The sequence below is a fragment of the Bacteroides difficilis genome, assembly GCF_048319815.1.
Lineage (GTDB): Bacteria > Bacteroidota > Bacteroidia > Bacteroidales > Bacteroidaceae > Bacteroides > Bacteroides zhangwenhongii.
Genome location: NZ_CP182814.1, coordinates 2,847,391 through 2,862,355 on the forward strand (window position 1 = coordinate 2,847,391; position 14,965 = coordinate 2,862,355).

The 14,965-nt window shown below is 42.0% G+C and carries 12 protein-coding genes; 4 read left to right on the top strand and 8 right to left on the bottom strand.

Translation table 11 applies throughout. The annotated features are described in order from the left end of the window. Window positions 1-15 precede the first annotated feature (15 nt). From ACNOGP_RS10630 to ACNOGP_RS10640, 3 genes are all read left to right on the top strand, one after another. Window positions 16-1,653, top strand: a complete 1,638-nt coding sequence (locus ACNOGP_RS10630) for a C69 family dipeptidase (RefSeq protein WP_418212846.1) — start codon at window positions 16-18, stop codon at window positions 1,651-1,653. A gap of 123 nt (window positions 1,654-1,776) precedes the next feature. Next, window positions 1,777-3,522, top strand: coding sequence for a phospho-sugar mutase (locus ACNOGP_RS10635; protein WP_418212847.1), 1,746 nt, complete (start codon window positions 1,777-1,779; stop codon window positions 3,520-3,522). Between the two features lie 169 nt (window positions 3,523-3,691). After that, window positions 3,692-5,347, top strand: a complete 1,656-nt coding sequence (locus ACNOGP_RS10640; RefSeq protein ID WP_418212848.1) for an IS1182 family transposase — start codon at window positions 3,692-3,694, stop codon at window positions 5,345-5,347. A 338-nt stretch (window positions 5,348-5,685) separates the two neighbouring features. Here ACNOGP_RS10640 and ACNOGP_RS10645 read toward each other — a convergent pair whose 3' ends face one another. From ACNOGP_RS10645 to ACNOGP_RS10680, 8 genes are all read right to left on the bottom strand, one after another. Next, complete coding sequence (locus ACNOGP_RS10645) at window positions 5,686-6,861, bottom strand: DUF418 domain-containing protein (RefSeq protein WP_418212849.1); 1,176 nt, start codon at window positions 6,859-6,861, stop codon at window positions 5,686-5,688. Window positions 6,862-6,878: 17 nt separating this feature from the next. Beyond that, a complete protein-coding gene (gene nudC, locus ACNOGP_RS10650; RefSeq protein ID WP_418214756.1) occupies window positions 6,879-7,715 on the bottom strand; it encodes an NAD(+) diphosphatase in 837 nt (278 codons plus the stop codon). A 47-nt stretch (window positions 7,716-7,762) separates the two neighbouring features. After that, complete coding sequence (locus ACNOGP_RS10655) at window positions 7,763-9,463, bottom strand: ABC-F family ATP-binding cassette domain-containing protein (RefSeq protein WP_418212850.1); 1,701 nt, start codon at window positions 9,461-9,463, stop codon at window positions 7,763-7,765. Between the two features lie 366 nt (window positions 9,464-9,829). After that, window positions 9,830-10,318, bottom strand: coding sequence for an N-acetyltransferase family protein (locus ACNOGP_RS10660; protein ID WP_418212851.1), 489 nt, complete (start codon window positions 10,316-10,318; stop codon window positions 9,830-9,832). A 117-nt stretch (window positions 10,319-10,435) separates the two neighbouring features. Continuing rightward, the gene (locus ACNOGP_RS10665) at window positions 10,436-11,809 is read right to left on the bottom strand and encodes an FAD-dependent oxidoreductase (protein ID WP_418212852.1); all 1,374 of its coding nucleotides are present in this window, start codon (window positions 11,807-11,809) and stop codon (window positions 10,436-10,438) included. Between the two features lie 99 nt (window positions 11,810-11,908). After that, window positions 11,909-12,490: a DUF417 family protein gene (locus ACNOGP_RS10670; RefSeq protein WP_007765824.1), complete on the bottom strand. Its 582-nt coding sequence runs from the start codon at window positions 12,488-12,490 to the stop codon at window positions 11,909-11,911. Between the two features lie 87 nt (window positions 12,491-12,577). Continuing rightward, window positions 12,578-13,417: a helix-turn-helix domain-containing protein gene (locus tag ACNOGP_RS10675; protein WP_418212853.1), complete on the bottom strand. Its 840-nt coding sequence runs from the start codon at window positions 13,415-13,417 to the stop codon at window positions 12,578-12,580. Window positions 13,418-13,419: 2 nt separating this feature from the next. Continuing rightward, entirely contained in the window at window positions 13,420-13,902 is a 483-nt protein-coding gene (locus ACNOGP_RS10680) for a cytidine deaminase (RefSeq protein ID WP_418212854.1), read from the bottom strand. A gap of 111 nt (window positions 13,903-14,013) precedes the next feature. On the opposite strand from ACNOGP_RS10680, the gene ACNOGP_RS10685 reads away from it, so the two are divergent. Continuing rightward, on the top strand, window positions 14,014-14,919 hold the full coding sequence (locus tag ACNOGP_RS10685; RefSeq protein WP_418212855.1) for a glucosaminidase domain-containing protein: 906 nt from the start codon (window positions 14,014-14,016) through the stop codon (window positions 14,917-14,919). Window positions 14,920-14,965: the final 46 nt, after the last annotated feature.

The following is a 14,965-nucleotide window of genomic DNA, read 5'->3' on the forward strand; positions in this document are numbered from 1 at the left end:
AATGAATGATATATTATGAAGAGAAGTATTATTTTGTGTTTTGCCGTATGGATGACGGCTGTGGCGAATACTTTCGCCTGTACTAATTTGATTGTCGGAAAGAATGCGTCCGCTGATGGTTCGACCATTGTTTCCTATTCAGCCGACTCGTATGGCTTATTCGGAGAACTTTATCATTATCCGGCAGCTACGTATCCGAAAGGAACCATGTTGAAAGTGTACGAATGGGACACCGGTAAATATCTGGGAGAAATCGAGCAGGCTCGTCAGACTTACAATGTGGTTGGCAATATGAATGAATATCAGGTCACTATTGGGGAAACTACTTTCGGCGGTCGTCCCGAGTTGACGGATTCTACGGGTATTATTGATTATGGAAGTTTGATTTATATTGGATTGCAACGTTCGCGTACTGCTCGCGAAGCTATAAAAATTATGACTGATCTGGTACAGGAATATGGATATTATAGTGGGGGTGAGTCTTTTACCGTTGCCGATCCGAACGAAGTATGGATTATGGAGATGATTGGTAAAGGTCCCGGCATTCGCGGAGCGGTTTGGGTAGCTGTCCGTGTGCCGGACGATTGTATCTCGGCTCATGCTAATCAAGCGCGCATTCATCAGTTTGATATGAATGATAAGGAAAACTGTATGTACTCTCCAGATGTCGTTTCTTTTGCCCGTGAGAAGGGATATTTTAATGGAGTAAACAAGGATTTTAGTTTTTCATTGGCTTATGCCCCTCTTGATTTTGGTGCACGCCGCTTTTGTGAAGCTCGTGTATGGAGTTATTTCAACAAATTCACTGATAGAGGAAATGAATATCTTCCTTACATCGAAGGAAAAACCGATACTCCGATGCCGCTTTTCGTTAAGCCGAAGCAAAAATTATCCGTGCAGGATGTGAAAAATATGATGCGCGATCATTACGAAGGTACTCCGCTTGATATCTCCAATGATTTTGGAGCCGGTCCTTATAAAACACCCTATCGCCTTTCTCCTCTGAACTTTAAAGTCGATGATAAGGAATATTTCAATGAACGTCCTATCTCTACTCAACAGAGCGGTTTTGTATTTGTTGCACAGATGCGTGCTCATATGCCGGATCCGGTAGGGGGAGTACTTTGGTTTGGTGTGGATGATGCGAATATGACTGTATTTACTCCTGTTTATTGTTGCGCTACTAAGGTGCCGGTATGTTACACACGTGTGGATGGTGCCGACTACATTACGTTCTCATGGAATTCCGCTTTCTGGATTTTCAATTGGGTGTCCAATATGGTTTATCCGCGTTATGATCTGATGATTGGGGATGTGCGGGAAACACAGAAAGAGATGGAAAGCACATTCAACACAGCACAGGCTGGTATTGAAGAAATGGCAGTCAAACTATTGGAAAAGGATAAGGATGCAGCAATCAATTTCCTGACAAATTATACTAACATGACCGCTCAAAGTACTTTTGATACTTGGAAGCAATTGGGTACGTTCCTGATTGTAAAGTACAACGATGGGGTAGTGAAGCGTATGAAAGACGGACAGTTTGAACGTAATTCTATCGGACAACCTACAGGAGTGCTTCGTCCCGGATACCCGAAAGAGTTTTTGCTGGAGTATGTGAAACAAACCGGTGACAGATATTTAGTGAAATAGTTATTTAATGGATAATCGATAATTATCCATTAAATAACTAGGAATTGTAAACTTATTATTTTACATTTGTGTGCTCAAGAAAATAGCAATGAATAATTCATTAACCAATAAATAACAATCGAAATGGAAAATCAGGAACTAATTAAACAGGTCACTGAGAAAGCCGAAAAATGGCTGACCCCAGCTTATGATGCTGAAACTCAGGCTGAAGTGAAACGTATGTTGGAAAACGATGATAAAACCGAACTAATTGAAGCTTTCTATAAGGATTTGGAATTTGGTACAGGCGGTTTGCGCGGTATCATGGGGGTAGGTAGCAACCGTATGAACATTTATACAGTAGGGGCTGCCACTCAAGGGCTTTCCAATTATCTGAAGAAGAACTTCAAGGATCTGCCACAGATTTCTGTAGTAGTAGGTCACGACTGTCGTAACAACAGCCGTTTGTTTGCAGAGACTTCTGCTAATATTTTCTCTGCCAATGGCATTAAAGTGTATCTGTTTGACGATATGCGTCCGACTCCGGAAATGTCTTTTGCTATCCGTCACCTCGGTTGCCAGAGCGGTATCATTCTGACTGCTTCTCACAATCCGAAAGAATACAACGGTTACAAGGCATATTGGGATGATGGTGCACAAGTGTTGGCTCCGCATGATAAGGGTATCATTGATGAAGTGAATGCCATTGCTTCTGCTGCTGACATTAAATTCCAGGGAAATCCTGATTTGATTCAGATTATCGGTGAAGACATTGATAAGATTTATCTGGACATGGTGAAAACCGTTTCTATTGATCCGGCAGCTATCGCCCGTCACAAAGATATGAAGATTGTCTATACTCCGATTCACGGTACAGGTATGATGTTGATTCCGCGTGCATTGAAGATGTGGGGATTCGAAAACGTATTCACTGTTCCCGAACAAATGGTTAAGGACGGTAACTTCCCGACTGTTGTATCTCCGAATCCTGAAAATGCGGAAGCTCTTTCTATGGCTGTGAATCTTGCCAAAGAAATTGATGCTGACCTTGTAATGGCTTCCGATCCGGATGCTGACCGTGTGGGTATCGCTTGTAAGGATGACAAGGGTGAATGGGTACTGATTAACGGTAACCAGACTTGTATGATGTACCTTTATTATATTCTGACTCAATACAAACAACTGGGTAAGATTAAAGGTAATGAGTTCTGTGTAAAGACAATCGTTACTACCGAACTTATCAAGAAAATCGCAGATAAGAATAACATCGAAATGCTTGACTGCTACACCGGATTTAAGTGGATTGCCCGTGAAATCCGTCTGCGTGAAGGTAAAAAGAAATATATCGGTGGTGGTGAAGAAAGCTACGGATTCCTTGCTGAAGATTTTGTTCGTGATAAAGATGCTGTATCTGCTTGCTGTCTGATTGCTGAAGTTGCTGCATGGGCAAAAGATAATGGCAAATCTTTGTATCAGTTGTTGCTCGATATCTACGTAGAATATGGATTCTCTAAAGAGTTTACTGTAAACGTAGTGAAACCGGGTAAGAGCGGTGCTGAAGAAATCAAAGCGATGATGGAAAACTTCCGCGCTAATCCTCCGAAAGAATTGGGTGGCTCAAAAGTGATCTTGAGCAAAGATTATAAGACTCTGAAACAGACAGACGATAAAGGGATCGTAGCTGTAATTGATATGCCGGAACCATCTAATGTTCTTCAATATTTCACAGAAGACGGTAGTAAAGTCTCTGTTCGTCCTTCAGGTACAGAACCGAAGATTAAGTTCTATATGGAAGTTCAGGGTGAAATGGGATGCCGCAACTGTTATGCTTCTGCCGAGTCTGCCGCCATGGAAAAGATTGAAGCAGTGAAGAAATCATTGGGTATCTGATATTGTCTCTTCTGAAATTTCAGATATAGATCATAAAAAGATAAATAATAAAATAGAAGGTGTGTCAAAATGCACACCTTCTTTTTTTATGGACAAAGCCCCGACTTTCACAAGCTGGGGCTTTGTTATTACCTAAAGATTTTGTATCTTTAAGCATACAAATTTAACTATGTCAAAGATACATTATCGTCCTTACATTCCCAATCAAACAGTGCTATTTCCTCAAAGAATTGATGAGGATATTGCAGAAAACGATCCGGTGCGCATGGTTGACGCTCTGGTTGAAAGTTTGAATCTTGAAAGTTTCAGGAAGTTATATAAAGAATGCGGTCGCAGCCCTTACCATCCCAAGATGATGCTCAAGGTCATTCTGTATGCCTACATGAACAACATCTACTCCTGCCGGAAAATAGAGAAGCTCCTTCATCGTGACATTCATTATATCTGGCTGGCCGGGTATGAGAAACCGGATTTCATTACCATCAACCGTTTCCGCAACCGGGTGAAGAAGGAAATCAACGAGGTTTTTACCCAAACCGTACTTCTGCTCTCTTGCAAGGGCTTCATCAGTCTGAATGTGGAATACATTGACGGAACAAAGATTGAGTCCAAGTCCAACAAGTACACTTTCGTCTGGAGAAAAACGGTTGAGCGGAACCGTGAACGCCTAATGAAGAAGATACACGTTCTGTTAGGGCAGATAGACGATGTCATCGCCCAGGAGAAATCATCGGAAAGTAATGAGGAAGTTGAATTCACTCCGGCTATGCTGACCGAAATGGCGAGAGAGTTGCGTCATGCACTTGAACAGGTTCCGGAGTCTTCCACCAAAGAGGAAAAGACTGAGCTGAAAAAGAAACGCAAACAACTGAAGGAGTTGGAAGAACACAGAGATAAACTGCAGGAATACGACAACCATCTGGACACTCTGCAGAACCGGAACTCCTATTCCAAAACAGACAAGGACGCTACTTTTATGAGAATGAAGGAAGATGCCATGCGCAATGGTCAGACGAAGCCCGGTTACAATCTTCAGATCGGTACCGAGAACCAGTTCATTACTGATTTTGCACTCTTCCCGAACCCTACGGATACACTGACCATGATACCTTTCCTAAAATCCTTTTCAGACAGATATGACAGGACAGCGCATACGGTGGTTGCCGATTCAGGCTATGGTTCTGAGGAAAACTACCGCTTCATGTCAGAAAACGGCATGGAAGCCTACGTCAAATACAACTACTTCCATATGGAACAGCGGCCGAGATTCAAACCGGATCCGTTCAAGGCGGAAAACTTCTACTACAATGAAGAACATGACTATTGTATCTGCCCCATGGGACAAAGGATGCAGAGGATAGGAACCGGACATCAGAAAACGGCATCCGGATATGTAAGTGAAAATGCCAGGTACAGAGCTATCAGGTGTGAAGGCTGTCCGCTAAGATGCCGATGTTTTAAAGCAAAAGGAAACAGGACGATAGAACTGAATCACAGGCTCAGAAGATACAAGCAAAAAGCCAAAGAGCTGCTCTGTTCAGAGGAAGGGCTGAAACATAGAGAACAAAGATGTATAGAACCGGAAGCTGTGTTCGGACAAATAAAATACAATATGAACTACAAACGTTTCCGTCATTTTGGAAAGGATAAGGTTTTCATGGACTTTTGCTTCTTTGCCATTGCCTTCAATATAAAAAAGATGTGTGCGAAAATGAAAGAAGAAGGTATAAACTGGCTGATTAAACTGTTTCATGAGCTTACAGCTGCTCTATTTGGATGCTGGGAACACATAAACCGAAGTAATAGTCAAAATATCGCTGCTTAAAGAAGACTAACTGATTTTTATAGCTAACGAAAAAAAAGAAGGTGCATCGTGCATTACGACACACCCCCTTCTTTTTTCTCTGTACATAGCCCTGATTCTGCCTATTTTCGGGTATTTTCCCTCACTTGGTACAGTTCTTTCATTTCCTTTGCATTCTTTAAGTCGACTTGCAAATCCTTCTTGCGAGAATCTTGTTGTATTGGCATCATCTCAATTTCAACAGGCAGGCTGCGGATATACACATGTGTTGTTGATGCTTTAGAGTGATACGTTCAGTTTCATATTCGTAAGTTGTTCGTTTGTAGTTGTGCATATTTCGTAGCCTGCTTTTCTTCCTGTTATTTCTTGGTTCCTATCCAAGTCCATTTATGCCATATTGTTTCCAATGGGCCTTGTTTATGTTTAGACAGCCACCATTTGCAGAACTTAACCTGTAACAGGAAAAGAACGATACCTATAATCAAGCTAAGAGTATATCCACAGTAAGGAGCAAGATAAAGCCCGAATGGGAAATAGATAATAGCTCCTAAAATAGATTGGGAAATATAGTTGGTCAAACTCATTTTTCCGTAGAATCGTAGGTTGGATACGGCTTTCTTGAATTTATCCTTCTGATAAAGCAATATGAAAGAAGAAACAAGTACAATCGTGAATGCAAACTTCTGCCACATATCAAAAGCAGTACCTACTGTTTGCTGAATCAGACTGCTGTCACTTTGCATGATCTGTTCTTTTAAAGAATATAATGGTGCGAAACTGATAGCTGTGATAATGAGCGCTTTCGTCCAGAATTTCAGATGAGATTCGGTGGCTACAAACAATTCTTTGCGTCCGATATACAAGCCAAACAGGAATAGTCCGGCAGTTTGCAAAAAGCGTCCCGCACCGATAGCCCAGAACAGACTTGCTTTCTGTCCCAGAGTGATATTGCCTATCAGAAAATCCCAGAAGTTTCCGGCTTTGGTGTAATCTGCTACTTCAGCATACATTGCTCCGACATTCAAATCGGGTAGGGTATAGGCAGGATTGAAAAGACTCATTATGTAATGGAACCATTCAATCGGTTGCAATGAAAACAAGATGGCGGTGATTAGAATAGCTTTGTCGCTCCACTTACGTACGATAAACAGTACGAGACTGACTACAACGAACAGCAACAGGACATCTCCTGCGGGAAAGAAAGCGGCATTAAGAGTGGCAAATCCTGCAAGTAATACCATTCTCCATAAAAAACGGTAACCGAAATCTTTTCCTTTTAATTGCTGGTTGTGCGACTGGATAAAGAAAGTGAATCCAAAAAGCAGAGCGAATATGGCATAAGATTTTCCGGCAAGAAGCGAGAAGGTTGCATTCAATACTCCCGCATCCAAAATGGTGAGCCATTCGGGAGAGCTTTCCGGATAAACAGGGAAAATAAAATGTTCCAGGTTATGTACTAAAAGGATCGCCATTACAGCAAATCCTCTAAGAGCATCTACTACTTCAATTCGGGGTGTTTTTGTTGATAATTCCATGGGTTGATTTATGATTATTAGTTTGCTACATGTTCATTTGGATGCTCAATCCACCAATCGATCATCTTTCGTGCAAGACTAAGTTTTCTGGGAAGTTCGGGCAAATGATCCCTTGTGTAAAAGTCTCCCGAACTCAACTCCTCATCTTGGAGTGTGATTTCCCCTCCGGCATAATCTGCCATAAAGCCAACCATCAGACCGCTGGGATAAGGCCAGGGCTGGTTACCAAAATAAGTGATATTCTTTACGTCCAGTCCGGTTTCTTCTTTCACTTCACGTGCTACACATTCTTCTAATGTTTCTCCGGTTTCCAGGAACCCGGCAACGAGACTGTTGAATGTTCCTTTAAAATTGCGGGCATGCACTAAGAGCAGTGAATCTTTTTTTCTCACTAATACAAGAATCGCTGTGGATATGGAAGGATATGCCTCCCGACCGCATTTGGGGCAACGTTTCATGATAGACTCTTTCTGTTCCATCGGCGTGCCACAGGCGGAACAGAAACGGCTGTTTCTATCCCAATGCAGAATCTCATGCGCTTTTCCTGCAGTCTGGTAATGCGATAAAGTAAGATAATCGTAAGAGGCACGAAGTCCTGTCATTGCCCATTGCTCCGATTCTTCAATGGGAGAGGAGAGGGAGAAAGCATTGCAGTTTCTCCCTTCCAGTGTTGTGATATTGTGTACTGTTGTTTTTTCTTTAATAACGATAGGAGAACTTTCTCCACATGGGACGGCATACTTACCATCCCCTTTTTTCTCAAGAAGCAGTTGATCTTTATAAAAGATAAACCACCATGATTGTGTTGTCTGATCCATTTTATTCCAATTCTTTTCTTCGCGCTGCGAAGTTATAAAAAACTAGGTTGATATTTAGACTTACCGGATAAAATATCAATAGGCTAGCTTAATAAAATACGTTGCTCGATACCGATTTCCTGAATAAAATAATCGTCGTGTGAGATTGCAATTACAGTACCCGTATAGTTCTTGATGGTAGCAGTGATGATTTCAATGCTCTGTATATCCAGATTGTTGGTTGGTTCATCCAGAATAAACATATCGGGAGTATTATTGCTAATCATCAGGCAGCAGAAAGCAAGGCGCATTTTCTCTCCACCGCTAAGTTTCCGGCAGGATTTGTCCCATTCGGAAGCGGGGAATAAATAACGGTTCAGAATAATCTTTATTTCATGCTCCGGCAGGTTCCGGTTATTAAAAGCGTAAGCCTGTTCCAGAATACTGTTACGGTCGTCGATGATAGAATATTCCTGATTCAGATAGACATAGGTGAATTCCATGCGTGTCAGGTTTCCTTCCTGTGGCTGAAGCTGTCCGGTGATTAGCTTCAAAAGAGTTGTTTTCCCACTGCCGTTGGCTCCTTCTATACGGAGGCGGTCTCCACTCTTTAGTTGGAAGCTGATGGGTGTTTGCCAAAGTTGCTGTTTGAAGTCACCATTATCCTGAATATCATTACTGTCTGGACCGGAATGATTACCTGTATCAGCAAGATTTGCTTCATTATTCATCTGAATATGACTGTTGATTGAATGGGGATGATAACCGAAGTTAATCTCTTTTGCTGTCACCAATATCTTTCCGGTGTGGAGCGAGGAACTATTAAAATCTGTTTTTAGTGTGGCGGTCGGGGAGAGCGAACCTCGAAGCTGGTTGCGTTCGTCTGTTAACTTCTCGGCTTTTTCCTGATGGGCACTGTTAAGTTTACTGGTACTCTTTTCCGATTTTCCTTGAAGCGCGTTGAGCACAATACGAGGAACTCCCTTTTTTATATTATTCTTTTCTCCGCGCACATTTTGTTTGTCCCTGCGTTCGGCCGTTTCGCGTGCCACTTTGCGGGCAATGCGCAGTGCTTTCTCTTTTTCTTCGATACGTTGCTGCAATGCTTCCTGCATCAGCGTTTTTTGTTCTTTGTAGAATTCATAATTTCCTCCATAGTAATTGATTTGATGCTTTTCCAGTTCGCATATTTCGGGGAGAAGATTAAGCAGAGTGCGGTCATGACTCACCACTAACAGCGTGGAGCGACATTTCTCTACCCAGTCATATAAACGTTGTCTGCCGGAAGAATCAAGATGATTGGTCGGTTCATCCATAAGTACGACAGATGGGTGATGGATGTCCATCCCTGCCAGAAATACACGGGTCTTTTCACCGCCGCTAAGCAAATTCATCGGGTAGGATAGAGTAAACTGTCCTAGCCCCCATAAATCGAGAGCGGCAATGGAACGTTCTTCAATATTCCAGTCATCATCCAGGACGACGAAATTTTCGTTTGAGGCATCTCCTGACAGGATAGCATGTAAGGCTTGTTGCTTGCGTTCTATCCGGAGTGCCTGGGCGATAGTCAATGAATCATATTGCCCGAAATGTTGCGGGATATAATACAGGTCGTCCGGATGGACAATGACACCGGAAGAGGGTGAAAGTTGTCCGGCAATAATTTGCAGCAAAGTAGATTTACCGCAACCATTGTTACCGACTAATCCCAGTTTCTGCCCCTTGCTGATGGCGAAATTGAGATCACTGAATAATACTTCTTTATCCGGATGGATATAGCTGATTTGTTGAATACTTATAGACATGATGATCTATTGGGTTTGAGGTTGATAATAGAGTGAAAGAAAATCACAGGATAGGGGAACGACAAACACAATACTGGCTAAACAACACGGATTTCGTGATGCTTAACAAAATAGAAAAAGCATATAAGAAAAGTGATGTTTACTTAGAAGTGTTGTCTTACTTACTAATTCTCATTGCGGTAGGTATATAGTTTAACTTGGTTGCAAAGATAACACTTTCTGTTAGATTTCACTCTATGAAGGTTGAAAAAGAATAAAATTCATTTATTTAGAGGCTCTGTTTGCCTCATCCAGAGCCTCTGATTACTCCAAATACAGCCTCTGTTTATCCTATTTAGAAGCTGTGGTTTATATGATAGTTTATAACTACGGAATGAGCAACAACTCATAATCCACTACTCCCAGCCAGCGATTAAATTTCCGCCCAACTTGCTCATATCCGGCTACTTGCTTAAAACCCAGTTTCGCATGTAAAGCGTAACTGGGTTCATTCCCTTCCGTTATGCAAGCAATCAGCGCATGAAAACCACTCTCTCGACACTCCTCTATGAGTCTTTGCATGAGTAGTCGCCCGATACCTTTTCCAATATGTTTTGTAGATAAGTAGACTGTTGTTTCTAATGTATATCGATATGCAGCTCTTTCTTTCCACAGATGCGCATAACAGTAACCTGCCACTTCATTATCTATCTCATAAACAAAATAAGGGAAGTTAGCAGAAATCTGTGTTATGCGCTCACGCATATCTTCAACAGCAACAGGTTCGGTTTCGAATGTGGCCGTACTATTTATAACGTACTCGTTATAGATTGCTGTAATTGCTTTTGCATCTTCTAAATCTACTTTCCTTATCATAATTTCGTATAGCTAGCGGAATCCTCCTTTTTATTAGGGAGTTTTCCTGTATTCAATCAATTATGGAACGAAGTACGTTATTTTTTCTGTTTTTTGCAAGCAAACAGCCTATTTATCTTATACGTCAAATAATTGGTTTAATCCTTCACTCATGCTGGGGTGAGTAAAGATGAAATCGCGCAGGAAAGTGGCATTCTGCCCTGTCTTTATTGCCATAGCTACAATATTTATAATTTCCGAAGCGTCAGCGCAAAATAAGGTACATCCCATAATTTTTCCATTATGATTGTTGATGATTGCTTTCAGCATACCGTCCGTCTGTTGCAATGTACGTGAACGGACAACGGAAGTTGCCGGAAGTCGGGATACTTTGAACGAATAACCTCTTTTCAGTGCTTCTTCTTCGGTAATGCCGATATGCGCTAAAGGCGGATCAATAAATACAGCATATTGAACAGGATCCCTATCGCCGATATCACGCTTTTTATCTCCGAAGAGTTGATCGCGTATAATCCGAAAATCATCTAGTGAAAGATAAGTAAATTGCGGTCCGCCTTTTACGTCTCCCATTGCCCATATGTGAGGAACGGTGGTGCGCAACTGATCGTTTACAACAATTGCTCCGTGTGCATCTACTTTTACACCTGCTGCTTGTAAATTCAATCCTTCGATCATCGGTTTCCGCCCTGTTGCGATAAGAATTGCGTCTCCGTCTACAAAGTAAGGAGTGCCGTCAGATACATCCGAATAAGTCAGTGTCACTCCGTCACTCGTATCATGAATAGACTGTGCGCGTGTATTCAGATGAATCTCAATGCCTTTTTTCTCCATTACATCTTTGACATTGTTAGCGATATCTTGATCGTTGCGAGGCATAAAACGGTTGCCTCCTTCAAGAATCGTCACTTTACTGCCAAATCCGGCAAACATCGAAGCGAACTCCAAACCGATATATCCGCCGCCGACAATAATTAAATGTTTTGGCAGGACATTCATATCCAAAAGTGTGGAGCTGGTATACACATACTTACTTTGTTGAATCCCGTCGATTGCCGGAATAATCGGAGTGGAACCGGTATTGATGAAAATCTCCTTTCCTTGCAGTTCAATATCTCCGTCGGGAAGCGCTACTTTTATAGTGTTAGGCGATACAAAGGAAGCTGTCCCTGTATAAATAGTCACATTCGGACGCTTGCTTAGATTCTCGTAATTAGTTTCCCGGAGAAAAGAGGTTAGCCTGTTCTTACGGGCAATAGCCTGCTTATACATATTAGTCTGCTTCAGAAAATCCCCATGGTATAGCAGTGAAGACATCTCTGCTTCATGTATCAATGTCTTTGTCGGGATACAGGCTATGTTAGGGCAAGAACCTCCGTACATCATGTTGGAGCGTTCTACGATGGCAACTTGCCATCCTCGATTGGAAAGTTCGGCAGCCAGGACTTTTCCTGCCTTGCCGAATCCTATAATAATTGCATCATACTGTTTCATAACTTCTTTGATTAACGATTTGTATTAGGCTATATAACACAGGGTAAAGCCTATTTGTTTCGTTATCTCAAGAAGTCGGAACTCCTTACGGCAGTCAGATTAGTCTTTTTTAATTATTTTGAGTACGCGTTGTGACGAGTCGGATAATAATACTACAGCACCGGCTAGGATCACAATGTCTTTAATCACCAGCCGCCCTGCACCGGAGAGTAATGGAAAGCCGAATTCTCCACTACCCAGATTAGGAACCCATACTTCGGGAGTCGTGACGAGAAAGGAGAGTGTGCCGAGTGTCATGATAATGGCTAATGTGTCACCTATCAGTCCTACTTTCGGGAAAAAGATTCCAAGAAATACTAGAATGCCGATACTCATGATGAGCGCTCCCAATCCATAGGAGAAAATATATGTATTGTTTGCTTCGTGCCATGCACGATTCTCCGGCACGAAAGCGCCTTCCGGATTTTTGTATTCTTTGTACTCGGGTGCGTCTTTAGCATAGAAGAAACTCATGAAAGGACTGTTGGCAACGAACGGAACAATCCCGTCAGCTTCATAGTGAAAATACTTCAATCCGCCAATCCATACGAATACTACTAAAATAGCTACGCGGATAAATTTGATACCGAAATTCTTCAGACCGGATGTGAAGGTTAGTAGAGTGATAAATTTCTCTTTCATCTTGTTGGGGTTTTATTGGTTTAATTTACACCGCAAAGATCGTGCTTTTCCAATACTTTCCCAATGGCAATACTTCCGTATCCCTTATCAATTTTTCCCTTCTTGTGTATTTCTAAATTGTACGGCACTCTGTCCGGTTATATTTTTAAAGAAACGGCTGAAAGAAGCCTGATCCTCAAAACCTAGAATATCAGCAATCTCCTTTGCACTTTTGTTGCTGTAAAGCAGGAGGCGTTTGGCTTCCGCTTCTACTCTCTCGTGAATCACTCGGAGCGGAGAGGGGAGTTTGCATGTGGAAAAGATATTCGATAGTGTTTTGGGGGATTTGTGTAACATATCGGCATAATCCTGAACCTGCTTCTTCGTACGGAAATGCTCGTCAACCAGATTGTAGTATTGGCGTACGATTTCAAAGCCGGATTCTTTTTCGCGGGTGATATTCATACGGTTGCGTGCAATGCGCGTACATTGAATGATGAACCGTTTCAGCAGGATACGCAACATTTCTTCCTGCAAACTGTCAGTTACGGTGAACTCGTTTTCCAATGCTTCGGTGATGGTATCCAATTCCTTGCGTTCTTGCTCATTCAGCATGAAGCGGATCAGATGGGACGAACCGTTGAATAGAAAACCGCTGCATGATACTTCATGGTCATTCCCATAAATACAATAGAAGTTGCTGTTGAATAGGAGGGTCAGGTATTCACCGTCGATTGATTTGAATTCGAGGTGTTGCAGATGGGTAAGTGAGATTACTTCATCCTTAATCAATATCATTTCCTGGTGGTCAATTTCTACCGTTATACTTCCGTCGCGCACCCATATAAACTTATAGAGTCCTTTTTCTTTTTGTAACGCTTTCTCTGTCAGATAAGAATCCGTGAGTGCGAGAGTGCCTTTTAGTTTTGTGTGATATTGTTGTAACATACTTATTCCTCCATAGCTGATGCGTCAAATGATAGCGGTAGCAAATCACCTATATTCTTTATTTCGTAAATACATTCTTTGCCGTAGAGCAAGATACGTATTGGTTGCCCATAGCGTTTCTCCGTTTCCAGAATCACTTGTCGGCAGGCACCGCACGGAGGAATCGGTCGGTCTATAAAATCTTTTTCCGTTCTTGCTGCAATGGCAAGGGTAACGACCGGTTGGTCGGGATATTGGGAATTGGCATAGAACAGCGTGGTACGTTCCGCGCAAAGTCCCGACGGGTAGGCGGCATTCTCTTGATTTGTTCCTGTTACGACAATTCCGTTGCCGAGAAGTGCGGCGGCACCTACCGAAAAATGCGAATAAGGGGAATAACTGCGTGCTGTTGCATCTTTGGCGGTTTTAACGAGTGCCTGGTCGGTCTCATTCAGCTCATCATATTGATATACTTTAATCACTGCGGTAATTATGAGGTCTTTCATACGCGTTACGGTATTGGTTTCTACAATTAATGTTACAAAGTTAGGAAAGAGATTGATAATCCCAATTATTTTTCGGATTTTTGTGTCCTTATAATACATATCTGAATTAAAATGGAGAACAAACTGTATAGACTTGTCTTTTTAACCGTAGTTTTCTTCTTTGCCATAGGGATGCAAGCGCAGAGGCGGAATGCCCGCTATGTAGAATATATAAACAAGTATAGCGAGCTGGCTGTTGAACAAATGAAACTTCATAAGATTCCCGCCAGTATCACGTTGGCGCAGGGATTGCTGGAAAGTGGTGCAGGATATAGTCAGTTGGCGCGAAAGAGCAATAACCATTTTGGTATCAAATGTGGCGGCAGTTGGCGAGGACGCAGCGTCCGTCATGATGACGATGCGCGCAATGAATGTTTTCGTGCTTATAAGCACCCGCGTGATTCTTACGAAGACCATTCCGATTTTCTTCGAAGAGGAGCCCGTTATGCCTTCCTTTTCAAACTCGATATTACCGATTATAAAGGATGGGCGCGCGGATTGAAGAAGGCGGGATACGCAACTGATCCTTCTTATGCTAACCGCTTGATTACGATTATCGAAGATTACGATCTCTACAAATATGACCGCAAAGGTGTTTATTCGGAACGTAAGTTACGCAAAAAACCTTGGCTGATGAATCCTCATCAGGTATATATTGCCAATGATATTGCCTATATCGTTGCCCGTAACGGCGATACCTTTAAAGATTTAGGTAAGGAGTTTGATATTAGTTGGAAGAAGCTTGTGAAATACAATGATCTGCAACGTGATTATACGTTAGTAGAAGGAGATATTATCTATCTGAAGAGCAAGAAGAAAAAGGCTTCCAAACCTTATACCGTATATATTGTAAAAGATGGAGATTCCATGCATGGCATCTCTCAAAAATACGGTATCCGCCTTAAGAATCTGTATAAGATGAATCGTAAGGATGGCGAATATGTCCCCGAAGTAGGAGACCGTTTGCGTCTGCGGTAGGTTACTGCTAGATAAAAAAGAACTTTTGCTAAAACTTATTGACTCA

Bases quoted from the DNA above. Each gene is read 5' to 3' on its own strand.
- ACNOGP_RS10630 (WP_418212846.1), top strand. From the start codon at position 16: ATGAAGAGAAGTATTATTTTGTGTTTTGCCGTATGGATGACGGCTGTG.
- ACNOGP_RS10635 (WP_418212847.1), top strand. From the start codon at position 1,777: ATGGAAAATCAGGAACTAATTAAACAGGTCACTGAGAAAGCCGAAAAA.
- ACNOGP_RS10640 (WP_418212848.1), top strand. From the start codon at position 3,692: ATGTCAAAGATACATTATCGTCCTTACATTCCCAATCAAACAGTGCTA.
- ACNOGP_RS10645 (WP_418212849.1), bottom strand. From the start codon at position 6,861: ATGGAATTATCAACAAAAACACCCCGAATTGAAGTAGTAGATGCTCTT.
- ACNOGP_RS10655 (WP_418212850.1), bottom strand. From the start codon at position 9,463: ATGTCTATAAGTATTCAACAAATCAGCTATATCCATCCGGATAAAGAA.
- ACNOGP_RS10660 (WP_418212851.1), bottom strand. From the start codon at position 10,318: ATGATAAGGAAAGTAGATTTAGAAGATGCAAAAGCAATTACAGCAATC.
- ACNOGP_RS10665 (WP_418212852.1), bottom strand. From the start codon at position 11,809: ATGAAACAGTATGATGCAATTATTATAGGATTCGGCAAGGCAGGAAAA.
- ACNOGP_RS10670 (WP_007765824.1), bottom strand. From the start codon at position 12,490: ATGAAAGAGAAATTTATCACTCTACTAACCTTCACATCCGGTCTGAAG.
- ACNOGP_RS10675 (WP_418212853.1), bottom strand. From the start codon at position 13,417: ATGTTACAACAATATCACACAAAACTAAAAGGCACTCTCGCACTCACG.
- ACNOGP_RS10680 (WP_418212854.1), bottom strand. From the start codon at position 13,902: ATGAAAGACCTCATAATTACCGCAGTGATTAAAGTATATCAATATGAT.
- ACNOGP_RS10685 (WP_418212855.1), top strand. From the start codon at position 14,014: ATGGAGAACAAACTGTATAGACTTGTCTTTTTAACCGTAGTTTTCTTC.